22 protein-coding genes are annotated in these 22359 nt (G+C 62.9%); 15 read left to right on the top strand and 7 right to left on the bottom strand.

Translation table 11 applies throughout. From position 1 onward, the window contains the following. The first annotated feature begins 5 nt into the window (after window positions 1–5). Window positions 6–1478 (top strand): DNA recombination protein RmuC, encoded by a 1473-nt coding sequence (locus tag DOD19_RS10065; protein ID WP_024976122.1) that lies wholly within the window; start codon window positions 6–8, stop codon window positions 1476–1478. Window positions 1479–1562: 84 nt separating this feature from the next. Here the strand turns inward: DOD19_RS10065 and DOD19_RS10060 are convergent, their stop codons facing one another. The 5 genes from DOD19_RS10060 to DOD19_RS10040 all read right to left on the bottom strand — a co-directional run bounded on the left by DOD19_RS10060 (window position 1563) and on the right by DOD19_RS10040 (window position 8318). Continuing rightward, window positions 1563–1841: a hypothetical protein gene (locus DOD19_RS10060; RefSeq protein WP_004635681.1), complete on the bottom strand. Its 279-nt coding sequence runs from the start codon at window positions 1839–1841 to the stop codon at window positions 1563–1565. Window positions 1842–1992: 151 nt separating this feature from the next. Further along, window positions 1993–3273, bottom strand: a complete 1281-nt coding sequence (glp, locus tag DOD19_RS10055) for a gephyrin-like molybdotransferase Glp (protein WP_112185295.1) — start codon at window positions 3271–3273, stop codon at window positions 1993–1995. 33 nt (window positions 3274–3306) lie between these two features. Then, window positions 3307–3921 (bottom strand): molybdenum cofactor guanylyltransferase MobA, encoded by a 615-nt coding sequence (gene mobA, locus DOD19_RS10050; protein WP_112185293.1) that lies wholly within the window; start codon window positions 3919–3921, stop codon window positions 3307–3309. A gap of 20 nt (window positions 3922–3941) precedes the next feature. Then, window positions 3942–5063 carry a GTP 3',8-cyclase MoaA gene (gene moaA, locus DOD19_RS10045; RefSeq protein ID WP_112185291.1) on the bottom strand — a complete coding sequence of 374 codons (1122 nt, stop codon included), beginning with the start codon at window positions 5061–5063 and terminating at the stop codon, window positions 3942–3944. 183 nt (window positions 5064–5246) lie between these two features. Next, a complete protein-coding gene (locus DOD19_RS10040; protein ID WP_112185289.1) occupies window positions 5247–8318 on the bottom strand; it encodes an Rne/Rng family ribonuclease in 3072 nt (1023 codons plus the stop codon). Between the two features lie 736 nt (window positions 8319–9054). On the opposite strand from DOD19_RS10040, the gene DOD19_RS10035 reads away from it, so the two are divergent. From DOD19_RS10035 to DOD19_RS10020, 4 genes are read left to right on the top strand one after another with little or no spacing between them, the layout of a single operon-like run. Further along, window positions 9055–10089, top strand: coding sequence for an RluA family pseudouridine synthase (locus tag DOD19_RS10035; RefSeq protein WP_112185287.1), 1035 nt, complete (start codon window positions 9055–9057; stop codon window positions 10087–10089). Continuing rightward, on the top strand, window positions 10070–10729 hold the full coding sequence (locus DOD19_RS10030) for an HAD-IIIA family hydrolase (RefSeq protein ID WP_024976116.1): 660 nt from the start codon (window positions 10070–10072) through the stop codon (window positions 10727–10729). Before DOD19_RS10035 ends, DOD19_RS10030 begins: the two co-directional genes overlap by 20 nt. Beyond that, window positions 10722–11123: a Rieske 2Fe-2S domain-containing protein gene (locus DOD19_RS10025; RefSeq protein ID WP_112185285.1), complete on the top strand. Its 402-nt coding sequence runs from the start codon at window positions 10722–10724 to the stop codon at window positions 11121–11123. Before DOD19_RS10030 ends, DOD19_RS10025 begins: the two co-directional genes overlap by 8 nt. Before the next feature lie 39 nt (window positions 11124–11162). Further along, entirely contained in the window at window positions 11163–12275 is a 1113-nt protein-coding gene (locus tag DOD19_RS10020; RefSeq protein ID WP_112185283.1) for a S49 family peptidase, read from the top strand. 17 nt (window positions 12276–12292) lie between these two features. Here the strand turns inward: DOD19_RS10020 and DOD19_RS10015 are convergent, their stop codons facing one another. Continuing rightward, entirely contained in the window at window positions 12293–13024 is a 732-nt protein-coding gene (locus tag DOD19_RS10015; RefSeq protein WP_024976113.1) for an SAM-dependent methyltransferase, read from the bottom strand. A gap of 3 nt (window positions 13025–13027) precedes the next feature. Further along, window positions 13028–13624, bottom strand: coding sequence for a Maf-like protein (locus DOD19_RS10010; protein WP_024976112.1), 597 nt, complete (start codon window positions 13622–13624; stop codon window positions 13028–13030). 192 nt (window positions 13625–13816) lie between these two features. On the opposite strand from DOD19_RS10010, the gene DOD19_RS10005 reads away from it, so the two are divergent. The 10 genes from DOD19_RS10005 to DOD19_RS09955 all read left to right on the top strand — a co-directional run bounded on the left by DOD19_RS10005 (window position 13817) and on the right by DOD19_RS09955 (window position 22355). Continuing rightward, a complete protein-coding gene (locus tag DOD19_RS10005) occupies window positions 13817–14353 on the top strand; it encodes a YceD family protein (RefSeq protein ID WP_112185281.1) in 537 nt (178 codons plus the stop codon). Between the two features lie 115 nt (window positions 14354–14468). Beyond that, window positions 14469–14648 carry a 50S ribosomal protein L32 gene (gene rpmF / locus DOD19_RS10000; RefSeq protein ID WP_024976110.1) on the top strand — a complete coding sequence of 60 codons (180 nt, stop codon included), beginning with the start codon at window positions 14469–14471 and terminating at the stop codon, window positions 14646–14648. Between the two features lie 190 nt (window positions 14649–14838). After that, on the top strand, window positions 14839–15900 hold the full coding sequence (plsX, locus tag DOD19_RS09995) for a phosphate acyltransferase PlsX (protein WP_112185279.1): 1062 nt from the start codon (window positions 14839–14841) through the stop codon (window positions 15898–15900). 37 nt (window positions 15901–15937) lie between these two features. Continuing rightward, window positions 15938–16918 carry a beta-ketoacyl-ACP synthase III gene (locus DOD19_RS09990; RefSeq protein WP_112185277.1) on the top strand — a complete coding sequence of 327 codons (981 nt, stop codon included), beginning with the start codon at window positions 15938–15940 and terminating at the stop codon, window positions 16916–16918. A 32-nt stretch (window positions 16919–16950) separates the two neighbouring features. Then, a complete protein-coding gene (fabD, locus tag DOD19_RS09985; protein ID WP_112185275.1) occupies window positions 16951–17880 on the top strand; it encodes an ACP S-malonyltransferase in 930 nt (309 codons plus the stop codon). Between the two features lie 14 nt (window positions 17881–17894). After that, complete coding sequence (gene fabG, locus DOD19_RS09980) at window positions 17895–18644, top strand: 3-oxoacyl-ACP reductase FabG (RefSeq protein ID WP_112185273.1); 750 nt, start codon at window positions 17895–17897, stop codon at window positions 18642–18644. A gap of 185 nt (window positions 18645–18829) precedes the next feature. Further along, window positions 18830–19069 carry an acyl carrier protein gene (acpP, locus tag DOD19_RS09975; protein WP_004635650.1) on the top strand — a complete coding sequence of 80 codons (240 nt, stop codon included), beginning with the start codon at window positions 18830–18832 and terminating at the stop codon, window positions 19067–19069. Window positions 19070–19182: 113 nt separating this feature from the next. Then, window positions 19183–20415, top strand: a complete 1233-nt coding sequence (fabF, locus tag DOD19_RS09970) for a beta-ketoacyl-ACP synthase II (RefSeq protein WP_112185271.1) — start codon at window positions 19183–19185, stop codon at window positions 20413–20415. A gap of 600 nt (window positions 20416–21015) precedes the next feature. Continuing rightward, window positions 21016–21615 carry an RNA polymerase sigma factor RpoE gene (gene rpoE / locus DOD19_RS09960; protein WP_004635646.1) on the top strand — a complete coding sequence of 200 codons (600 nt, stop codon included), beginning with the start codon at window positions 21016–21018 and terminating at the stop codon, window positions 21613–21615. Window positions 21616–21722: 107 nt separating this feature from the next. Further along, window positions 21723–22355: an RseA family anti-sigma factor gene (locus tag DOD19_RS09955; protein WP_024976104.1), complete on the top strand. Its 633-nt coding sequence runs from the start codon at window positions 21723–21725 to the stop codon at window positions 22353–22355. Window positions 22356–22359 lie beyond the last annotated feature (4 nt).

The raw sequence follows: 22359 nt of genomic DNA, 5'->3' as shown, positions 1-22359 counted from the left end.
CTGATATGGATTGGCTGGCTTTACTGACCTTGCTGGGCATAGCCGTGGTGGCTGTGCTATGCGTGTTGATCTGGCGTGGCGTGTCTCGCCCGGCGGAAAACGATGCGTCGCCGATGCTCGCGGCACTGCGCGATGAACTCATCCGCGGCAACGAACGCATCGAGCGAGAACTGCGCGGCGAAATCGCTGAGACGGCCCGCATCGGCCGCAGCGACGTCGCACAGCAACTGGGGCAGTTCCAGCAGGTGCTGGCGACACAGCTCACCAGCGTCGCCACGCTGCAGAACAACCAGATCGACACGTTTGCGCAGCAGCTCACCAAGCTGACTGAGACGAACACGCAGCAGCTCGAAGCCGTGCGCCAAAACCTGCAGCAGCAAGCCCAGCAGGCACGCGAGGAGCAGGGTAACGCGCTGCGCCGCTTCGGCGAGACGATGCAGCAGCAGCTCTCCCAATTGGGTGAGGGCAACGAACGCCGCCTGGCTGAGGTGCGCGCCACGCTGGAACAGAAGCTCAAGGACATCGAGGCGAACAACGCGACCAAGCTCGACGAGATGCGCCGCACCGTCGACGAAAAGCTGCACGCCACGCTGGAGCAGCGCCTGGGCGAATCGTTCAAGCTGGTGTCGGATCGGCTGGAACAGGTGCATCGCGGCCTGGGCGAAATGCAGGCGCTGGCCCAGGGCGTGGGCGACCTGAAGAAGGTGCTGACCAACGTGAAGACGCGCGGCACCTGGGGCGAAGTTCAGCTTGAGATGCTGCTGGAGCAGATGCTCACGCCCGAGCAGTACGGCAAGAACGTCGAGACCGTGCACGGTACCGGTGCGCGCGTGGAATTCGCCATCCGCCTGCCCGGCAAGACCGATGCCGATCACGATGCAACGGTCTGGTTGCCGATCGACGCCAAGTTCCCGAAAGAGCAGTACGAACGCCTGCTCGACGCGCAGGAACGGGCCGATGCCGACGCCGCTGCCACCGCTAGCCGCGAACTGGAAGTCGCGGTGCGCAAAGAGGCGCAGACCATCCACGAGAAGTACATCGCGCCGCCGGCCACGACCGACTTCGCCATCCTCTTCCTGCCGACCGAGGGCCTCTATGCAGAAGTGCTGCGCCGTCCGGGCCTGACGGACGAGTTGCAGCGCAAGTTCCGCGTGACGGTGGCAGGCCCGACCACGCTTACGGCTATCCTCAACAGCCTGCAGATGGGTTTCCGAACACTGGCGCTGGAAAAGCGCTCCAGCGAAGTCTGGCAAGTGCTCGGCGCCGTGAAGAGCGAGTTCGGAAAGTTTGGCGATGTGCTGGCCGCGACCAAGAAAACGCTGGAGCGGGCCGTCAGCAACATCGAGCAGGCCGAGGTGCGGACGCGCCAGATGAACCGCAAGCTCAAGGCGGTGGAGGCGCTGCCGAGCGATTCCGCGCAGAGCGTGCTGGGGCTGGAAACCGCCGTGCCGCAGGACGACGAAACCGAGGCCGAGTAAAGCCGGGCCGAACAGAACGTCGGCGTCAGCAAAAGAAAAGGGGCGGATATTTCCGCCCCTTCTTCTTGACCCGCGCAGAAGCGATCAGGCTTCTTCCGGCACGTCGCGCAGCAGGATCTCGATACCGCCAAAGCGCTCGGCTACCCAGTTGTAGGCGTGGCAGGCGAGCCACAGCGCACCAAAACCCACCAGAGCATTGAGGATCAGGCCGCTGAGCACGACAATTGTCGGCAGTTCACCGTAGCGGACGAAGCCGACGAAGAAAAACAGCCCTACGACCGGCAGCGAGAAACAGAGATACACCAGCACCAGCGCGCGTGCGGTGTGGGCCGGGTGAAGATACGCAATCTCCTTGGTCATCATGGCAGTGCTCAAGCTCAAATCCGAAACAATCAAACTGGCGCAGAGTGTAGCGAATCGACCGATGCGCCGATACCCGCAGCCAGCAGGTGACGCAAAAAACCGACAGCATGCGGTGTTGCAGCCGGCACAAGAGCCGCCGTCGCCACGCCACTCAGACGAGGCCGTCGAACAGCAGTACCTGCACGGCGTCGCCGGCGTTGACCTGGCCTTGTTCGTGTGCGAGCACGACGAAGCAATTTGCTTCGCTCATGGAACGCAGGACGCCTGAACCTTGCTGGCCGGTCAGGCGGACTTCAAGCTGGCCGCGAGCATTCAGGGCGGCGATTGCGCGCTGGTATTCCGTGCGCCCTGGGCGCTTGCGGATTGGGGTAGCGCTCACGGCCGGCACCAGTGGTGCGCCGGCGTCGGTGGCGCCCATCATGCGCAGCAGCGCGCCGCGTACGAAGTGATAGAACGTCACCATCACCGCCACCGGGTTGCCCGGCAAGCCAAAGAGGAACGCGCTGCGGCCATTTGACGCGATGCGCCCGAACGCCATCGGTCGGCCCGGGCGCATGGCGATCTTCCAGAACGTCACGTCGCCGAGCTTGGCCATCATCTGTTTGGTGAAGTCCGCTTCGCCGACGGAGACACCGCCCGAAGTGATGATCGCATCGGCGTTTTCGGCGGCGGTGCGGAAGGCGGCTTCGAGCGCGGCCGGGTCGTCGCGCACGACGCCCATGTCGAGCAGTTCCACGCCCAGGCGCGAGAGCATGCCGTGCAGCGTGTAGCGGTTGGAGTCGTACACGCAGCCGGCGTCGAGCGGCTCACCAATGGAGCGCAGCTCGTCGCCGGTGGAGAAGAACGCCACGCGCAGCTTGCGGCGCACAGACACTTCGGCGATGCCGAGGGATGCGAGCAGGCCAATATCGGCGGGGCGCAGCGTACGGCCGGCGGACAGCGCGGCACTGCCTCGCGCAAGGTCTTCACCACGCAGACGACGGTTGTCGCCGGCGCGCACGGCATCGCGAGCAAAGCGGACGGTCTCAGCATCGCCTTGCGTGAATTCCTGCGGGATGACCGTATCGCAGCCTGCCGGCATGACGGCACCGGTCATCACGCGCACGGCTTCACCTGCGCTGGGCGCACCATCAAAGGCGACACCCGCGTACGCCGTACCGATCACGCGCAAGGAGACTTCGCCTGTCTCGCCTGCAAGTTCCGCGCTGGCAAAGGCAAAGCCGTCCATCGCCGAGTTATCGTGCGAAGGCACATCGATGGACGACAGCACGTCTTCGGCCAGCACGCGATCAAGCGCGCTGCGGATGGGCACGCGGGCCACGCCGCTCACGGGCTGCACGAAGTCGCGCATGATGGCTTGCGCTTGCGCGACGGGCAGGGCGTTCGGATCGTAATCGGACAGGCACGAAACGACAGAGGCGAGGGTGGTCATGGCGTCGATGAGGGATCGGATGGCGTTGGCGCTCTAGCGGCGCTCCGCCAGATGGTGCAGCTCTTCCAGCGTATTGATGTTGGCGAAGGCGGTGCTGTCGTCAAACAACACGTCCACCGTCGCGTGGCGCGCGGCCCAGGTTTCGATCTTGCGGCCGCCGCCTTGCAGATAGGCGATCAGGTCGTCGGCCAGCAGCGCATCGATCAGACAGAATACCGGCTGCACTTGCCGACGCAGTTGACCTTGCGCATCCGGCTCCATCGTCACCGGCATGGCGATGCGCGCGTTGGCCTCCTCCATTGCCTGCGAGAGCTTGGCCGCGAGGTCGGTCGGCACGAAGGGCGAATCGCAAGGCGCGGTCAGCAGGTAGCGCGTCTGGCATTGCTCCAGCCCGGCCAGGATGCCCGCCAAGGGGCCGGCAAAGTCCGGCACCGAATCCGCCACCACCGGCACGCCAAACGATTCATACGCGGCGAGGTTGCGATTGGCGTTGATCAGAATATGGCCGACCTGCGGCGACAGGCGCATCAGCGTGTGCATCGCCATTGGCGCGCCGCGAAATGTCTGGAGGCCCTTGTCGACGCCGCCCATGCGGCTGCCCCGGCCGCCGGCCAGGATCAGGCCGGTGATGTCGGATGTTGGAATCATGTCGTTGAATGCTGGCGGGTTCAGCCGCCGATGTAGGACATTTCGATGCGCCGGCCGGCCGGATGGGCCTCGCCGCTGGCACGCAATTCGGAGTAGCGGTCGGCGCGGCCTTGCCAGACCGTGCGGATCGCGTTGGAGAGTTCGAGATCGGTCGCGCCGCTGCGCAATAGGGCGCGCAGGTCGAAACCTTCTGTGGCGAACAGGCAGAGATATAGCTTGCCTTCGGTCGACAGCCGGGCGCGCGTGCACTCGTGGCAGAACGCCTGCGTCACGCTGGAAATCACGCCGATTTCGCCTGTGCCATCGACGTGGCGCCAGCGCTCGGCGGTCTCGCCGCTGTAGTTGGCCGACACGGGTTCAATCGCAAACTCCGCCGAGAGCCGCTTGATGACCTCCGCTGAGGGCACGACAGAACGCATTTCCCAGTGATTGGTCGTGCCCACGTCCATGTATTCGATAAAGCGGACGATGATCCCGCTGCCACGGAAGTGACGCGCCATCGGCACGATTTGGTCATCGTTGTCGCCTTTCTTGACGACCATGTTGACCTTGATCGGTGCCAGTCCGACCTTGTGCGCCACTTCGATGCCATGCAGCACTTCGCCCACCGCAAAGTCGACGTCGTTCATGCGGCGGAAAGTCGCATCGTCGATGCCGTCAAGGCTGACGGTTACGCGGCTGAGGCCCGCGTCCTTGAGCGACTGCGCCTTGCGTGCAAGCAGGGCGCCGTTTGTGGTGAGCGTTAGGTCCAGCGGCTTGCCTTCGGCCGTGGTCAGGCGCGCGAGCATCTCGACCAGGCGTTCGATGTCCTTGCGCAGCAGCGGCTCGCCGCCGGTCAGGCGGATCTTCTCGACGCCGTGCTCTATAAACAACCGCGCCATGCGCTCGATCTCTTCGAACGACAGCAGCTCGGAATGCCGCAGGAAGCGGTAATCCTTGTCGAACACGTCCTTCGGCATGCAGTAGACGCAGCGGAAGTTGCAGCGGTCCGTCACCGAGATGCGCAGATCGTGCAGCCGGCGGCCGCGCGTGTCCGTCAGCGTGCCCTCTGCGGGGACGAGCACATTGGGGACATTAGGCACCGTGGCGCGATGGTGCTGGCCATCACGCAGATCGTAGAGGGGGATGACGGTTTCGGTCATGGTGTGGTGCGGTGCGTCAATCCGCGAAGCGGGACTGTTGCATCCGATACAACTTCGAGTGTAGCGCAGCCCCCGTTCCGCGCGGGCGGTGGGGTTTCATACTCGATATATCGCGCACAGGAAAAAGGGCGGCCGAAGCCGCCCTCAAGTATTTGCCCCGGCGGTTACCCGCCGGTGTGCTGCTTACTGCTGGTCTGCACCACCCGCCGGGCGGTTGGTTTCGACCAAAACCATCGGGCCGTGCTGGACCGGCGGCAGCGGCTTGCGCTCGCGCGGCACACGCGGTGCCGTAACGGTGCGCGCAGCTTCTTCCTGCGAGGCACGCAGCTTCTGATCGTCAGTGTGGACCCATGTCATGCCAGCGTTGTCCAGCACGCTCTGCAGCGTCTCGATCGGCAACGGTGAAGCCTTGGCGATCGTGCTGACCGGAGCCGGCACCGGAGCCGGCACTTCGGCGAAGGCCGTCACGATGGCCTCTTGAGGCGCTTGCACTTCTGCGGCAGGCGCTACGGTAGCGGTTGCAAGGGCAGGCTCCGCGGGCTGCACTTGCGGCAGGGCCGACACAGGTGCGACAGCTTCCGGAGCATGCACCGGTTCGTGTACCACCGGAGCCGGGTTCTCAACAGGTGCGAACGACGTCGTCTGCACGGGTTCCGTCACGGTCGCGGGCAGCACCGGCTCGGCATGCATTTCGGCGACGGCTTCGTCTGCGTGTTCAGCGCCTTCGTTTTCACCTTCACCTTCACCCTCACCCTCACCCTCACCTTCACTTTCTGCACGGACGCCTTCCGCACCCTCGCGGTCACGACGATAGCGGTTGCGGCCACGGCGGCCACGACGGCGGCGCTCTTCACCTTCACCGTTGCCTTCCACTCCAGGAGTCACGCCTTCGCCCACGACGCCTTCTGCCGGCGCAGCGGTGTCGAGCAGCGGTTGCGGCACTTGCGATGCGGCGGTCGGGTCGATTAGGGCTTCGGCGGCCACGGCTGCGGCTTCCTTGGCTTGTTGGTCGCGCTCGCCGCGGCTTTCGCGCGGCTCGCGGTTTTCACGTGGCTCGCGCGGCTCACGACCCTCACGGGCTTCACGCGGCTGGCGTTCGCGGCGTTCCTGATTGCGCTCGCGGCGGCCTTGGCCCTGGTTCTGGCCCTCGCCGCGCACTTCCTGCCCTTGCTGCGGCTGACGAGCTTCAGCCGTCTCGCGAACAGCGCCCTCGACCTGCGCCGGCTGGCGGTTGCGATCGCGGTTGCCGCGCTGACCGTCACGCTGGCCGTCACGTTGACCTTCGCGCTGGCCTTGTTGCTGACCTTCGCGGACTTCGTTGCGCTCGCGGCCCTGGCGGTTGCCATCACGGCCGTTTTGGCCTTGACCTTGGCGCTCGCCACGTTCGCCACGTTCGCCGCGCTGGCCACGGCCACCACGGTCCTGACGATTGCCACGGCCTTGGCGGTTGCCTTCTTCAGCACGTTGCTTCGGTGTTTCGACGGGCGCAGCCACCACCGGCTCGGCCGGCTTGGCGCCAAACAGCGATTTCAGCCACGAAACGAAACCACCCTGGGCGGGCACCGGAGCCGGCGCCTGCGGTGCTGGAGCGGCTTCAGTACGAGCCGGGCGCTCAGCGCGCGGCACCGACACGGGTGCCGGTTGGTCCGGCGTGATGCCCTTGACAGCGGCTTCCTGGCGCGGCTTGGCAGCTTCCTTACGGGTGCTGTAGGCGGTGTCGGCTTCCAGTTCCTTAGCGGCCTCTTCGGCCATCTTGTAGCTGGCCTTGTCGTCGTCCAGACGCGGATCGTCGTGGCGCAGGCGCTCCAGCTTGTAGTGCGGCGTCTCCAGATGCTTGTTCGGAATCAGCAGCACGTTGACCTTGAAGCGCGTCTCGATCAGGTTGATATCCGGGCGCTTCTCGTTGAGCAGGAACGCAGCCACCTCCACCGGCACCTGGCAGTGGATCGCGGCGGTGTTTTCCTTCATCGCCTCTTCCTGGATGATGCGCAGCACCTGCAGGGCAGAGGATTCAGTATCGCGAATGTGGCCCGTGCCGTTACAGCGCGGGCAAGTGACGTGTGAGCCTTCCGACAGCGACGGACGCAGGCGCTGGCGCGACAGCTCCATCAGGCCGAAGCGGCTGATCTTGCCCATCTGCACGCGGGCGCGATCGTGGCGCAGCGCGTCTTTCAGTCGGGTTTCGACGTCCTTCTGGGCCTTGCTCGACTCCATGTCGATGAAGTCGATCACGATCAGACCGCCCAAGTCACGCAGGCGGAGCTGGCGAGCGATTTCGTCGGCAGCCTCAAGGTTGGTGCGTGCGGCGGTTTCTTCGATATCGGCGCCTTTGGTGGCGCGTGCCGAGTTCACGTCAATGGCGACGAGCGCCTCGGTGTGGTCGATCACAATGGCGCCGCCCGACGGCAGCATCACCATGCGCGAGTACGCCGATTCAATCTGGTGTTCGATCTGGAAGCGCGAGAACAGGGGAACGTCGTCGCGGTACTTCTTCACCCGATTCATGTTGTCGGGCATTACCACGCTCATGAAAGCGCGGGCCTGATCGTAGATATCGTCCGTATCGATCAGGATTTCGCCGATATCTGGCTGGAAGTAATCGCGAATCGCGCGGATCACCAAGCTGGATTCGAGATAGATCAGCAGCGGGGCCTTATTGTCGACGGCGGCACCATCAACGGCCTTCCACAGTTGCATCAGGTAGTTCAGGTCCCACTGAAGCTCTTCGGCCGATCGGCCGATACCGGCGGTGCGGGCGATGATGCTCATGCCGTCCGGTACTTCCAGCTGCGCCATCGTCTCGCGCAGTTCCTGGCGGTCTTCTCCCTCGATGCGGCGCGACACGCCACCGCCCCGCGGGTTGTTCGGCATCAGCACCAGATAGCGGCCGGCCAGCGAAATGAACGTGGTCAGGGCTGCGCCCTTGTTGCCGCGCTCTTCCTTTTCAACCTGGACGATCAGCTCCTGGCCTTCAGACAGGGCGTCCTGGATGCGCGCGCCGCGCACGTCCACACCGTCCTTGAAATAGGCGCGGGCGACTTCCTTGAAGGGGAGAAAACCGTGCCGCTCTTCGCCGTAGTTGACGAAGCACGCTTCCAACGACGGTTCGATGCGGGTGATGACACCCTTGTAGATATTGCCTTTGCGCTGTTCGCGCCCGGCGGTTTCGATGTCGATATCGATCAGTTTCTGACCATCGACAATGGCGACGCGCAATTCTTCTTGCTGCGTCGCATTGAACAACATGCGTTTCATTGCAACCTCACTCCAATGCCGTGCAAGCACGGCGCTTCATGGAGCACGCAAAGGCGGAGCGGGTGGTCAACGAATTGCCGAGGTGTCGGCCAACAAAAAAGGCGCGACGGGGCACGGGTGAAAGAAATGAGGGCATTCCACGCATCATCATGGATGGCAGGGCGGAGTCCGCGGACGCGGTTGGCGTCCAGTTGCGCGTCCTGTCACTCGTGCCACGGGCCCGATGCATTCGCAGGCGGGCCGGCGGCGGCGAGTCGCGTGAAGCGACCACAAAGAGCGAATTGACGGACGGCTTGTCCGGACGAAACCCGCGGCGGGGCAGATCGGGCGGCGTGCTGCTTTTTGGAGTTTTGCCGCCGGACCGCCATGGCAACGCGGTAACCGGATGTTCAGCCGGCCGGCACCAGTCTGGTGCGGCAAGGGCTTCTTTCACCAAGCGGGCGCCGTATGGATGACCATGTGGCGCCCGCCTTTGAATTCTGTTCTACCAGCTGCTCGTTCTACGCTGGCCGACCTTGCCGACGTGATCTTTGGTTCACGTCCTGCGCGATGGGACAGCGGTGCGTGCTGCTTTCGTGCCGATTAGTCGGCCACGTGATTAGCTTTGTAACACAAGTGGGCGAGAGATCGGCGCGTTCCGGACCGAAACGGTGGCTGTGTACAATACCTGTTGTTTCGTTCCGACCGGCTGTTGCTGGCGCTTAAACGACTGTCCAGCGAGAAAATTATATTGAAAATGAATGAGTTACGCCATCCATTTGATGGCCGCATTCAACAGGCCGGACGTGGCACACTCGGCGACGCACTCGACGGCAAGTCGGTCGCCTATGTTGAAATCGGCGAGGACGCCGAAGGGCAGCGCATCGATAATTTCTTGATGCGCGTGGCCAAGGGCGTGCCCAAAAGCCATATCTACCGCATCCTGCGTTCCGGCGAGGTGCGGGTTAACAAGGGTCGCATCGATGCCGAATACCGCTTGAAACTCGGCGACCTGGTTCGTATTCCGCCGCTGCGGATCGCCCAGCAGGTAGAAGCCGCGCGCCCGGTGCCGGCGGCAGAATTCACGATCCTTCACGAAGATACGCATCTGTTGGTGATCGATAAGCCCGCCGGGGTGGCTGTACACGGCGGCTCCGGGGTCGCGTTCGGGGTGATCGAGCAATTGCGCCAGTCGCGCCCGGAAGCGAAGTTTCTGGAGTTGGTACACCGCCTCGATCGTGAAACGTCGGGTGTTCTGCTGCTCGCCAAAAAACGCTCTGCGCTGGTAGCGCTGCATGAGCAGATCCGTGAGGGTCAGTTGGACAAGCGGTACTTTGCGGCTGTGAAAGGCGTCTGGCCGCACAAGCGTCAACACATCAAATCGCCACTGCACAAATACACCACGTCGGAAGGCGAGCGCCGGGTGCGTGTACAGGCGGATGGGCAAGCGTCGCACACGATCTTCAACAAGGTGGGGGTTTTTGGCCCGTACACATTGCTGGAGGCCGAGCTGAAGACCGGGCGTACGCACCAGATACGTGTGCATCTCGCGCACGCCGGTTTTCCGATCCTGGGTGACGACAAGTACGGCGATTTCGCCTTGAACAAGGCTCTATCCCGTGCGAATGCTTCGCCGCGGCTGGCGCGGATGTTCTTGCATGCGCATCGCCTGCAGCTGACGCATCCGCAAAGCGGTGAAATCGTCACGTTCAATGCGCCGTTGCCCGCCGAGTGTGCCGATTTCCTAAACGCTTTCCAGGGCCCCGATTCCGATGCCGCAGCAGCGCTTTGATCTGATCGTCTTCGATTGGGATGGCACGTTGATGGATTCGACGTCGGCCATTACCCGGTCGATCCAGCTTGCATGCCGGGATCTTGACCTCCCGGTGCCCGACGATACACGGGCGAGCCACGTCATCGGACTGGGCCTGCGGGATGCCCTCGAATATGCTGTGCCGACCCTCGATCCTGCCGACTACGGCAAGCTGGCTGACCGATATCGCTTCCATTACCTCAGCCGCGACGCGCAGCTCGTGTTGTTTCCGGGTGTGCGTGAGATGCTGGAGGCATTGCGCCGCCAGAATTATCTGCTTGCCGTGGCGACGGGCAAATCCCGCGTTGGCCTGCAACGTGCGATGGAAGCGACGAATCTGACGGGCGTCTTCGACAACACGCGCTGCGCCGATGAGACATTCTCCAAGCCGCACCCCGCGATGCTGCTCGAGCTCACGCGCGATCTCGGCATGGAGGTCGAGCGCACGGTGATGATTGGCGACACGACGCACGATCTGCAGATGGCGGCCAATGCGGGCGCCGCCGGCGTAGCCGTCACATACGGCGCGCATCCTGCCGATGTGCTGGATTCGCTTACGCCACTGTATAGCGCCAAGTCGGTTCCCGATTTACACAATTGGCTGACGCAACATGCCTGATATGGATGAGCAAATTCGTGTGTGCGAGGGCGCCGCGCTGGAAGATGGCGGCCTGGGGGTCCGGTTTCAGGTGGAGGTGCGCGGGCGGCTCGTCAGCGCGTTTGTCGTCCGTTACGCGGGCGGCGTCCACGGTTATTTGAACCAGTGTGCGCATGTGCCGATGGAAATGGATTGGCAGGAAGGCCAGTTTTTTGAAAGTTCGGGCCTGTATCTGATGTGTGCAACGCATGGCGCCATTTACGAGCCGGATACTGGCCGGTGCGTCGGCGGCCCTTGCCGGGGCTCGCATTTGTCCAAGCTTGAGGTTGCTGAGCGCGACGGCGCAGACTGGTGGCAGCCGGATGCGCTATTTCGGGCGCCCGTGCCCGCGCCGGTGCGAACACCTTCTGCCTAGCAGCGCAGTTTTTCTTCTCGACCGTTTTTCTCCTTGTCTATGACCGACTCGATTCCGCCGAAAGGGCCCGACGACGCCCCCAACGAGGGTGCAGGCAAATCAGAAGCGCTGGAAGTCACCCAGCACGCTGATCATCCGCTTGAAGCCGAATTGCGGAACCCGGCTGCCGGTAAGCCCGCATCGGCATCTGCGCCGGCAGCATCCGCGCAGGCCGGCGGCTGGGAGCGAGAGGTGCTGGAAAAAGTATTGATGGCAACCGTCCGTGAGCAGCGCGCCGCGCGCCGCTGGCGCATCTTTTTCCGCTTCGTGACACTGGGCCTGATCGGGGTGCTTATTTACGCGTTCGCCAGTCTGGAAGGCGAGACCGTCAGCACGGGCCGCCACACGGCGGTTGTCACGCTCGACGGCGAAATTGCGGCCAATACAAACGCCAGCGCCGAGAACATCAACGCCTCGTTGCAAGCCGCGTTTGCGGACGACAACACCGTCGGTGTGATCCTGAAGATCAATTCGCCGGGCGGCTCGCCGGTGCAGGCGGGCATGATCAACGATGAAATCCGCCGTCTTCGCGCCAAGTACAAAAAGATTCCGCTGTACGTTGTGGTCGAAGAGATGTGCGCGTCAGGCGGTTATTACGTGGCCGCAGCTGCCGACAAAATCTACGTCGACAAGGCCAGCATCGTCGGCTCGATCGGCGTGCTGATGGACGGCTTCGGCTTTACTGGTCTGATGGACAAGGTGGGCGTGGAGCGCCGCCTGCTCACGGCCGGTTCGAACAAGGGGATGCTCGACCCGTTCTCGCCCGTGTCGCCCCAGCAGAAGCAGTATGCGCAGGAGATGCTCGATCAGGTGCACCAGCAGTTCATCGATGTGGTGAAGCAGGGGCGAGGCAACCGTCTGAAGGACGATCCGATGCTGTTCACGGGCCTGTTTTGGACGGGCGCCAAGGCCGTGGATCTTGGTCTGGCCGACGCGATCGGCAGCTCGGATTTCGTCGCTCGCAGCGTCATCAAGGCTCCGGACGTGGTCGACTACACCGTCAAGGAAAACTTCGCCTCGCGCGTGGCACGCAAGCTCGGCACGGCCATGGGCGCGGGCGCTGTGAAGGCGCTGGCCTCTACGGGCCAGCTCAAGCTGCTGATGAAGGAGTAGAAGAGGGAAGAGGCGCGCTACCGCGCCAGCAGCGAGAAGATTGCCGGCCGCTTGTGCAGGTTCATGCGGTCGGCGCGCCAGTCGCTCACCGGCAGTGTGACGACCTGCTCGTCGGGCAGCGTCAGGTCCACTGCAATCGATAGCAGCGTACTCGGCGCGCAGCCAGCCTGAATGGCCTCGAGCAACGCGCCGTTCCGGTATGGCGTTTCGATAAACACCTGTGTTTGGCCCGCTGAGCGTGAAAGCTGCTCCAGCGCGCGCAGCTTGGTCTTACGCTCCGCGGCGTCGACCGGCAGATAGCCGTTAAACGCAAAGCTCTGGCCGTTCAAGCCAGACGCCATCACCGCCAGCAGGATCGAACTCGGCCCCACCAGTGGCTTTACGCGCACGCCGCGTCGGTGCGCGAGACGCACGAGATTCGCGCCGGGATCGGCCACCGCCGGCACGCCGGCTTCCGACATCAGCCCCGCGTCCTGGCCGGCAACCACCGGCGCCAGCAGCGCTTCCAGCTCCGATTCGGGCGTTTTGACGTTCAGCTCGCGGATGGTGATTTCCTGCAGTGGGCGCGCCAGCGGCGTGGTCTCGGCCAGCTTCTTCAGTAGCGCGCGTGCGGTCTTGGCATGCTCCGCGACGAAGTAATCGAGTCGCGCGGTGACCTGCTGCACGCCGGCCGGAATCACGTCAGGGAGCGGGTCAGCCGCATCGCGCGAGCCCAGCGTATTTGGAATGAGGTAAAGCGTACCGGCCATGGTTCAGGCGAAGAGCGGGTAGTGAACGTTGCGCAGCATGCTGGTCAGGGCGATCAGCGGCAGGCCAACCAGCGCGGTCGGGTCGGACGACTCCACGCGTTCAAGCAAGGCGATGCCCAGACCTTCCGATTTGGCGCTTCCTGCAACGTCGTACGGGTGTTCCAGATGCAAGTAGGCGTCCAATTCCTCATCGGAAAGATCGCGGAAGGTCGCCAGCGTGCGGATGTCCTCGCTCTGGTGCTGCCCGGTCCGGCCGTCGTACAGGCACAACGCTGAATGGAATGTGACGGTGCGTCCTCGCATCCAGTGCAGTTGCGCCAGTGCGCGGGCATGGTCGCCGGGTTTGCCGACCTGCTTGCCGTCCAGTGTGGCGACCTGATCGGAGCCGATGACCAGCGCGCCGGGATGGCCCGCTGCGACCTTCTCCGCCTTTTGCCGGGCGAGGCGCAGAGCGGTCCGGTCGGGTGACTCGTCCGGAGCGGGGGTCTCGTCAATGTTCGGTACCACGATCTCAAACGGCAGGCGCAAGCGTTCGAGCAATTCCCGCCGATATGGCGAGCTGGAGGCAAGAATTAGCGGCGGACGCGATGCAGAAGTCATAAGTGCTTGAAGATGCAGTGGATTTTGAGCAAAACCTTTTGACGCCAGAGGTTTCTGCCCGCTATAATCCCGCGTTTCGCGGTTTGGCCGCGCAGTGTCGCAAACCGGGCGCCCAGGCGCAAGGTGTCGGGCGCTGCAGGGCGGTCGATCCGGTTCGCGCACCAACAGCAACGCGTTTAGCAGGTTCGATTCGTGGATTTTCGTGCATTCGATCTTTTCGCGTTCATTCGCGCAGGCGAGCCGGCAAGTGGCGCGGTCCATCTGACCGACATGCATCGCCTGCTTGCCGAGCAAGCAGCCGATGCTCCGGCTGACGCCAACGCGCAGTTCCGTTGGCAGCTGCAGGGGCTGGTGCGCGAGGAAGCCACCGCCGGTCAGTTGCCGCGCCAGCGGCTCTTCGTGGATCTGGAAGTGGAGGGTGCGGTCTGGCTGCAATGCCAGCGATGCCTCAAAGCGTACGAGCAACCTCTGCCGGTGCGCATGCGCCTGGAGGTCATGCGCTCGGAAGCCGAGGCCGATGCCGCTCCGCTGGATGACGATGAGGCCGATGTCATCGTCGGCTCGCGCAACTTTGATCTGATCACGCAGATCGAAGATGAGCTGTTGCTGGCGTTGCCGGTGTCGCCGCGTCATGCAGCCTGTCCGGATGAGGTATTGCCGGAGGAGGCTGAAGCTGAAAAGAAGCCGTCGCCGTTCGCGGTGCTGGCCAACCTGAAGACCAAACATTAGGCGTGCGCGAGTATTGCGCGCGCTGATGGCAGTACGTTTCACACGCCTACCGGAATGGCTACGCTCCGGCTCCGTGTGATGTGATAAAATTGATCAAATTGCTTAGGAGTCAGTCATGGCTGTTCAACAAAACAAGAAGTCGCCGTCCAAGCGCGGCATGCATCGTTCGCACGATTTCCTGACGGTGGCCCCGGTCGCTGTCGAGCCGACCACCGGCGAAGTGCACCTGCGTCACCACGTGAGCCCGAACGGCTACTACCGTGGCCGCAAGGTTGTGAAGACCAAGAACGACTGATGCGATTTGCCAGTTTTCTGGCAAGCGTGTTGGGCTGGTCTGAACGCACAGGTTCATGATGCAAGCGAAAAAGCGGCAAGCCAATTTGCCGCTTTTTTGTTGAGCGAAATTCGGCAATGCGTGTACGGGTTTGTGTACCATACGCGCGCCAACGGCCGGAGCCGCACATGAAACCGCAACTCAGACTCGCATGACCATCAAGCTTGCCATCGACTGCATGGGTGGTGATCACGGCGTTGGCGTGACAATCCCTGCAGCGATTCATTTTCTCGCCGCACACGAAGACGTCGAAATGCTGCTCGTCGGGCAGCCTGATGCCATTGCGGCGCAGCTTAAGCGACTTCACGCTAGCGCGAACCCGCGCGTCCACATCGTTCCCGCCTCCGAGGTGGTGTCGATGGACGATCCGGTCGAGGTTGCGCTGCGCAAGAAGAAAGATTCTTCGATGCGCGTGGCCATCAATCAGCTCAAGGACGGCGTCGCTCAGGCGTGCGTTTCCGCTGGTAATACCGGCGCATTGATGGCGGTGTCGCGTTACGTTCTCAAGACGCTGGACGGCATTGACCGCCCAGCCATCGCCACCGCGATCCCGAATGAGAAAGGTGCTGGCACCACCGTGCTGGATCTTGGCGCCAATGCCGACTGCGAGCCCGAGCATCTGCTGCAGTTCGCGCAGATGGCCTCGGCGATGGTGTCGGTGGTTGAACAGAAGCCTCGTCCGACGGTTGGGCTGCTGAACATCGGCGAAGAAGTCATCAAGGGCAACGAGGTCGTCAAGCAGGCGGGTGAGTTGCTGCGTGCCTCCGATCTCAACTTCTTCGGCAACGTTGAAGGCAACGACATCTTTAAGGGCACGACCGACATCGTTGTCTGTGATGGCTTTGTCGGTAACGTAGCGCTCAAGAGCACCGAAGGCTTGGCCAAGATGATCGGTGAGATGCTGCGCCAGGAATTCGGCCGCTCGTTGTTCACGAAGCTGCTCGCCGTCGTGGCGCTGCCAGTGTTGACGCGTTTCAAACGGCGCGTGGACCATCGGCGCTACAATGGCGCCGCGCTGCTCGGCCTGCGTGGTCTGGTCATCAAGAGCCACGGCTCGGCCGATGCCTACGCGTTCGAATGGGCCATCAAACGTGCCTACGACGCTGCGGCTAACGGCGTGATCGCCCGCATTGCGCAGGCGTTCGAATCGCACCATGACGCAGCGGGCGCTGCGCCGGTCTCCACTTCCACTCCGGCTGCCGACGCTGCTTGAACGCGTCGCTCCCGAGTCAGATTTCACCCCACCGCACATGACACGTTTCGCAAGGATCATCGGTACGGGCAGCTACCTGCCGCCCAAGCGGGTTACCAATGACGAACTGGCGGCCCAATTGGCCGAGAAGGGTATTGAGACGAGCGACGAATGGATCGTCTCGCGCAGCGGCATCCGGGCGCGTCATTTCGCCGAGCCTGATGTTACGTGCAGCGACCTCGCAGTGAAGGCGGCTGAGCGCGCTATCGAAGCTGCCGGCATCGATCGCTCCGAACTCGACCTGATCCTGGTGGCGACCTCCACGCCGGATTTCGTGTTCCCGAGCACGGCTTGCCTGGTGCAGCAAAAGCTCGGCATCACCAACGGGTGTCCCGCGTTCGACGTACAGGCCGTGTGTTCCGGCTTCGTCTACGCGCTGGCGACCGCCGACAAATTTATCCGCTCGGGTGCGTACCGCAACGTGCTCGTGATCGGTTCGGAAGTTTTCTCGCGCATCATCGATTTCAGCGACCGCACCACTTGTGTGTTGTTTGGCGATGGCGCTGGTGCCGTGGTGCTGCAGGCTTCTGACGAGCCGGGCATCCTGTCGACTGCGCTGCATGCTGACGGCAGCCACGCCAACATCCTGTGCGTGCCGGGCAACGTGGCCGCAGGGGCAATTCAGGGTAGCGCCTTCCTGTACATGGATGGTCAAGCCGTCTTCAAGCTGGCCGTCACGGTGCTCGACAAGGTTGCCCGTGAAGCGCTGGCGGCCGCGGAGCTCGAAGCCTCGCAAGTCGACTGGTTGATCCCGCACCAGGCGAACATCCGCATCATGCAGGGCACGACCAAGAAGCTGGGCCTCTCGAACGAGCGCCTGATCGTGACCGTCGACGAGCATGGCAACACGTCGGCTGCCTCGATTCCCTTGGCGCTCGATGTTGCTGTGCGCGATGGCCGCATCCAGCGCGGTCAGCACGTGATGCTCGAAGGCGTAGGTGGCGGCTTTACCTGGGGCGCCGCGCTGCTGCGCTTCTGATCGACGAATTTCCAGAACGAACAATACGAGCCATGACATTCGCTTTCGTCTTCCCCGGCCAGGGTTCGCAATCGGTCGGCATGCTCAATGCGTTTGCCGATCATCCGGCCGTGGCGGCCACGTTGGCCGAGGCGTCCGACGCGCTGGGCCAGGACATCGGCAAGCTGATCGCCGAAGGCACGGCTGAAGAACTGAATCTGACGACCAACACGCAACCCGTCATGCTGACAGCAGCTGTTGCTGTCTATCGCGCATGGCAGGCTGCCGGTGGCCCGACGCCGACCGTCGTGGCCGGCCATAGCCTCGGCGAGTATTCGGCGCTGGTCGCCGCAGGTGCCATCGCGTTCAAAGACGCTGTACCGCTGGTGCGTTTCCGCGCCAAGGCGATGCAGGAAGCCGTTCCGGTGGGCGAGGGCGGCATGGCCGCGATCCTCGGCCTGTCGGACGATGACGTACGCGCCGCATGCGCCGAAGCTTCGGGTGCGGGTGTGGTCGAAGCCGTGAACTTCAACGCGCCGGCCCAGGTGGTGATCGCCGGTGCCAAGGCGGCTGTCGAGAAGGCTTGCGAAATCGCCAAGGCCAAGGGTGCCAAGCGCGCGCTGCCGCTGCCGGTGTCGGCTCCGTTCCACTCGTCGCTGCTCAAGCCGGCGTCGGATCGTCTGCGCGAGTATCTCGCCAACGTGACGGTCAATGCCCCGGTGATCCCCGTTATCAATAACGTTGACGTGGCTGTGGTGAGCGACCCGGCTGCCATCAAGGATGCGCTCGTGCGCCAGGCTGCGTCGCCGGTGCGCTGGGTCGAGACGGTCCAGAAGATGAAGGCCGACGGCATTACCCGCGTGGTCGAGTGCGGCCCGGGCAAGGTGCTGGCGGGTCTGGTCAAACGTATCGATGGTGAGATCGTTGGCGACGCGATCTTCGATCCGGCGTCGCTAGAAGCCTTGCTGGGTCAACTCAAATAATCAACGGGATTCGTATGACCCAAGCATTGAACAATCAGGTTGCTCTCGTTACCGGTGCTTCGCGCGGCATCGGCCGTGCCATTGCGCTGGAACTAGCGCGCCAAGGTGCGACGGTGATCGGTACGGCCACCTCGGAAGCCGGCGCGCAAGCCATCACCGCGTACTTTGCCGAGGCCGGCGTGAAGGGCTCGGGTGTGGTGCTCAACGTGAATGACGCCGCGCGCTGCGAGGCGGTCATCGACGAAACCATCAAGACGCACGGTGGCCTGAACATTCTCGTCAACAATGCAGGTATCACGCAGGACAACCTGGCGATGCGCATGAAGGACGACGAATGGGTGTCGGTCATCGATACGAACCTCTCCGCCGTGTTCCGCCTGTCGCGCGCCGTGTTGCGCCCGATGATGAAGGCGCGCGGTGGCCGCATCATCAACATCACCTCGGTCGTGGGCTCCGCCGGCAACCCGGGTCAGGCGAACTACGCCGCGGCCAAGGCCGGCGTGGAAGGCATGGCTCGCGCGCTGGCGCGTGAGATCGGCAGCCGGAACATCACGGTCAACTGCATTGCACCGGGCTTTATCGATACCGACATGACCAAGGTCCTGTCGGAAGAGCAACATACCGCGCTGAAGGCGCAAATTCCGTTGGGCCGCCTCGGTGCGCCTGAGGACATCGCCAGCGCGGTTGCCTTCCTGGCGTCACCGGCGGCGGGCTACATTACGGGCTCGACGCTGCACGTCAACGGCGGCATGTACATGGGATAAGGAAGCCGTCCCGGCGGCGGCTGCGCGGGCTTTGCACATGTGCAGAATCCTGCGCGATCGCTGATTTAACTGGCTTTTAGCATCATGTTGGGCGCAATTTTTGCATGGATTCCCGCGCGGTTTTTCACCGCGCAAACCTGCTAGAATGCGCGCACTTTTTGTCGAATACTTCCCTGGAGGGTTAAATGGACAACATCGACGCACGCGTTAAGAAGATCGTTGCTGAGCAACTCGGCGTGGCCGAGGCAGACATCAAGAACGAATCGTCGTTCGTGAACGATCTGGGCGCGGATTCGCTCGATACGGTTGAGCTGGTGATGGCTCTGGAAGACGAGTTCGGTATGGAAATTCCGGACGAAGAAGCCGAGAAAATCACCACGGTGCAGCAAGCCATCGATTACGCGACCGCCCACGTCAAGGCGTAAGCGTCAATCGATCTCTTGACATCGCGGGCCACAGAAAGGGCGGTTGTCCGGCTTGACCGGGTGGCGCGTTTTCTGTGGCCTTTGTCGCTGATACAGAGTTGCAGGAAAGCATAGTGAGCCGTCGTCGCGTAGTAGTAACCGGCCTGGGGCTGGTCTCTCCGGTAGGGAACTCGGTCGCCGAGGGGTGGGCCAATCTGGTCGCCGGCAAGTCCGGGATCGCCACCATCACCAAATTCGATCCGTCGAACCTGGCCGTGCATTTCGCTGGCGAGGTGAAGGGTTTCAACGCCGAGGATTACATCCCGGCGAAGGAAGCCCGCAACATGGATACCTTCATCCATTACGGCATCGCTGCCGGCGTGCAAGCGCTGAAGGACAGCGGGCTGGAAGTCACCGAAGCCAATGCAGAGCGCATCGGTGTACTGGTCGGTTCCGGTATCGGCGGTCTGCCGATGATCGAAGATACGCACCAGACCTATGTCGATCGCGGGCCGCGCCGGATTTCGCCGTTCTTTGTGCCGGGTTCGATCATCAACATGATCTCCGGCCATCTAAGCATCATGTTCGGCTTGAAAGGCCCGAACTTGGCAGCCGTCACGGCTTGCACGACTGGTCTGCACAGCATTGGTCTGGCTGCGCGCCTGATCCAGGCGGGCGATGCCGACGCGATGGTTGCGGGCGGTGCTGAATCGACCGTGTCGCCGCTGGGCATCGGCGGCTTTGCCGCCGCCCGCGCACTGTCCACGCGCAACGAGGATCCGGCCACCGCGTCGCGCCCCTGGGACAAGGACCGCGATGGCTTCGTCCTGGGCGAAGGTGCGGGCGTGATGGTGCTGGAAGAGTACGAGTCGGCCAAGGCGCGCGGCGCCAGGATCTACGCGGAAGTCGCAGGCTTCGGCATGAGCGGCGACGCATTCCACATGACGGCGCCGAACATGGACGGCCCGCGTCGTTGCATGCTCAACGCGCTGCGCGATGCCGGCATGAACGCAGATCAGATCCAGTACCTGAATGCGCACGGCACCTCCACGCCACTGGGCGACAAGAACGAGTCCGAAGCCATCAAGGCGGCTTTTGGCGATCATGCCAGCAAGGTCGTCGTGAACTCCACCAAGTCCATGACCGGCCACTTGTTGGGCGGCGCGGGCGGTCTGGAGTCGGTGTTCACGGTGCTGGCGCTGCACAATCAGGTGTCGCCGCCGACCATCAACATCTTCAACCAGGATCCCGAGTGCGATCTCGATTACTGCGCCAACACCGCGCGTGACATGAAGATCGACGTGGCCGTGAAGAACAACTTCGGCTTCGGCGGGACGAACGGTACGCTGGTGTTTAAGCGCCCGTAAGGCAGAGCGGCATGTAGCCTCACGGCGCGTGCTGCTTCGTTCTTGCCTTGGTTGTCCAGCACATTGTTTTTCCGGCGCTGTATCGGCGGTTGTGCGCGATCAGCCGATTCGGCATTGCCGCCCTTGTCTGCGCCGTTGTGTTCTGGGCGATCAAAACTTGGGGTGCCATGTTGCCGTCGGTGACTTGGGGCATCATCAGCGGGTTGACGATGGTTGCCTGCCTTCCTTTGATGGTGAACCGTTCGCCGCTTGCTATGGAACTGATGTGGCGCGCTCGTCTCAAAGAAGACGGAGAGCCCGGTCAAGCCGCGTGGCAGGTCCGATTGAAAGCACCAGAAGCTGTCCAAAATGCGGCTCTGTTATGGTCATGGGCGCTCGGTGAGCGCGTCTTGGTCCTGGGGGTCGCGCGGCGTGGGTGGTGTCCACAGATTTTTGTGCTGATGCCGCCGTGGTTTTCCGCCGGGACGCTACGTCGTATGCGAAGTCTGTTGCGCTTGGGGCCTCCGCGAGTGGTTTCCCAGGTGTCCGGTGTGTCGTAGGTAAAATACAACGTTTCCAGGTCACAAAAATTCAAGGCGATACACTGCAGGTGAAGAATCCGTGAGCGAACGCGAAGCCGACCAGATCCTCGTCGAGCGCGTCCAGCAAGGCGACAAGCGAGCGTTTGAACTGCTGGTGGTCAAGTACCACCGGAAGATCATCCGGCTCGTCTCGCGCCTGATCCGTGACCCGGCCGAAGTCGAGGATGTGGCACAGGATGCCTTTATCAAGGCCTACCGTGCGTTGCCCCAATTTCGGGGGGAATCCGCGTTCTATACGTGGCTGTATCGCATCGCCGTCAACACGGCCAAGAATTACCTGGCGACTCAGGGGCGGCGCCCGGAATCGTCCAGCGACATCGACACCGAAGAGGCTGAAACTTTTGCCGACGGTGAGCTACTAAGGGATATCAATACGCCGGACTCCATGCTGCACACCAAGCAGGTGGCCGAAACGGTCAACCGTGCAATGGAAGCGCTGCCCGAAGAATTGCGTACCGCAATCACGCTCCGGGAGATCGAGGGTCTGAGCTATGAGGAAATCGCTGAAGCGATGGAATGCCCGATCGGCACGGTCCGGTCCCGCATCTTCCGGGCGCGCGAGGCGATTGCCGAGAAATTGCGCCCCCTGCTGGGAACAGTGGAGGGCAAACGGTGGTAGCCAGCCGATATGACAAGCCGGCGGCCGCATGCGGCTGCAAACGGTGAAACCTCGGGAAGTCTTCTCTCGGATCGTTGATTGGACGTTGGAGTTTTTGGGGTCGGGAAATGGGTCAGGCTCAATTGCAAACGGCAGAAGCGGAGTTCGCACAACGCATCTCTGCCTTGATGGACGGTGAAGTCGCAGCGCACGAGGTGTCGTCTGCCGTGGAAGTCGCCAAGGATGGCGAGGGCGCAGCACATTGGCGCGAATATCAACTGATCGGCGACGTGCTCCGGTCGGAAGATCTGCTGAACACGCGTTCCTCTGAAGATTTCCTCAGCCGGTTCTCGGCCAAGCTCGACGCCGAGCCTCACTTGCTGGTGCCGGCAGTAGCGCAGCGTGCGAAAACCCAAGAGAGGCACCGCTTCCTGGTCAGTCCTGCTTGGGTCCGCCGGATCGTGCCTACGACCGCCGTGGCGGCGGCGGTGGCTGCTGTTAGCTGGGTTGTCGTGCCGCAACTGCGCGGTCCTGCCGATGGCGCTGACGGCTCCCCAGCATTGGTCGCCAAAGCGACGCAAGGTGCTGGCGCGCAGGCGCTGACCGTGGCGGCAACTGACAATACGCCGATGATCCGCGATGCCCGTCTGGACGAATACCTGAGTGCCCACCGGCAATCAGCGACCAACGGTATGGTGGTTCCCTATCTGCGTGCAGTGGCCAATGGGGTGGCGAACACCCAGGACTCCAATCAGGAATAATGCG

It is taken from the genome of Ralstonia sp. GX3-BWBA (assembly GCF_003290055.1).
Classification (GTDB): Bacteria; Pseudomonadota; Gammaproteobacteria; order Burkholderiales; family Burkholderiaceae; genus Ralstonia; species Ralstonia holmesii.
Note: the sequence above shows the minus strand (reverse complement) of the source record. Positions and strands in the feature narration are given on the sequence as shown.

Bases quoted from the DNA above. Each gene is read 5' to 3' on its own strand.
- acpP (WP_004635650.1), top strand. From the start codon at position 18,830: ATGGACAACATCGACGCACGCGTTAAGAAGATCGTTGCTGAGCAACTC.
- plsX (WP_112185279.1), top strand. From the start codon at position 14,839: ATGACCATCAAGCTTGCCATCGACTGCATGGGTGGTGATCACGGCGTT.
- DOD19_RS10035 (WP_112185287.1), top strand. From the start codon at position 9,055: ATGAATGAGTTACGCCATCCATTTGATGGCCGCATTCAACAGGCCGGA.
- fabG (WP_112185273.1), top strand. From the start codon at position 17,895: ATGACCCAAGCATTGAACAATCAGGTTGCTCTCGTTACCGGTGCTTCG.
- rpmF (WP_024976110.1), top strand. From the start codon at position 14,469: ATGGCTGTTCAACAAAACAAGAAGTCGCCGTCCAAGCGCGGCATGCAT.
- DOD19_RS10020 (WP_112185283.1), top strand. From the start codon at position 11,163: ATGACCGACTCGATTCCGCCGAAAGGGCCCGACGACGCCCCCAACGAG.
- moaA (WP_112185291.1), bottom strand. From the start codon at position 5,063: ATGACCGAAACCGTCATCCCCCTCTACGATCTGCGTGATGGCCAGCAC.
- glp (WP_112185295.1), bottom strand. From the start codon at position 3,273: ATGACCACCCTCGCCTCTGTCGTTTCGTGCCTGTCCGATTACGATCCG.
- DOD19_RS09955 (WP_024976104.1), top strand. From the start codon at position 21,723: ATGGGTCAGGCTCAATTGCAAACGGCAGAAGCGGAGTTCGCACAACGC.
- DOD19_RS10060 (WP_004635681.1), bottom strand. From the start codon at position 1,841: ATGATGACCAAGGAGATTGCGTATCTTCACCCGGCCCACACCGCACGC.
- DOD19_RS10025 (WP_112185285.1), top strand. From the start codon at position 10,722: ATGCCTGATATGGATGAGCAAATTCGTGTGTGCGAGGGCGCCGCGCTG.
- DOD19_RS10010 (WP_024976112.1), bottom strand. From the start codon at position 13,624: ATGACTTCTGCATCGCGTCCGCCGCTAATTCTTGCCTCCAGCTCGCCA.
- DOD19_RS09990 (WP_112185277.1), top strand. From the start codon at position 15,938: ATGACACGTTTCGCAAGGATCATCGGTACGGGCAGCTACCTGCCGCCC.
- fabD (WP_112185275.1), top strand. From the start codon at position 16,951: ATGACATTCGCTTTCGTCTTCCCCGGCCAGGGTTCGCAATCGGTCGGC.
- DOD19_RS10015 (WP_024976113.1), bottom strand. From the start codon at position 13,024: ATGGCCGGTACGCTTTACCTCATTCCAAATACGCTGGGCTCGCGCGAT.
- DOD19_RS10065 (WP_024976122.1), top strand. From the start codon at position 6: ATGGATTGGCTGGCTTTACTGACCTTGCTGGGCATAGCCGTGGTGGCT.
- DOD19_RS10040 (WP_112185289.1), bottom strand. From the start codon at position 8,318: ATGAAACGCATGTTGTTCAATGCGACGCAGCAAGAAGAATTGCGCGTC.
- mobA (WP_112185293.1), bottom strand. From the start codon at position 3,921: ATGATTCCAACATCCGACATCACCGGCCTGATCCTGGCCGGCGGCCGG.
- DOD19_RS10030 (WP_024976116.1), top strand. From the start codon at position 10,070: ATGCCGCAGCAGCGCTTTGATCTGATCGTCTTCGATTGGGATGGCACG.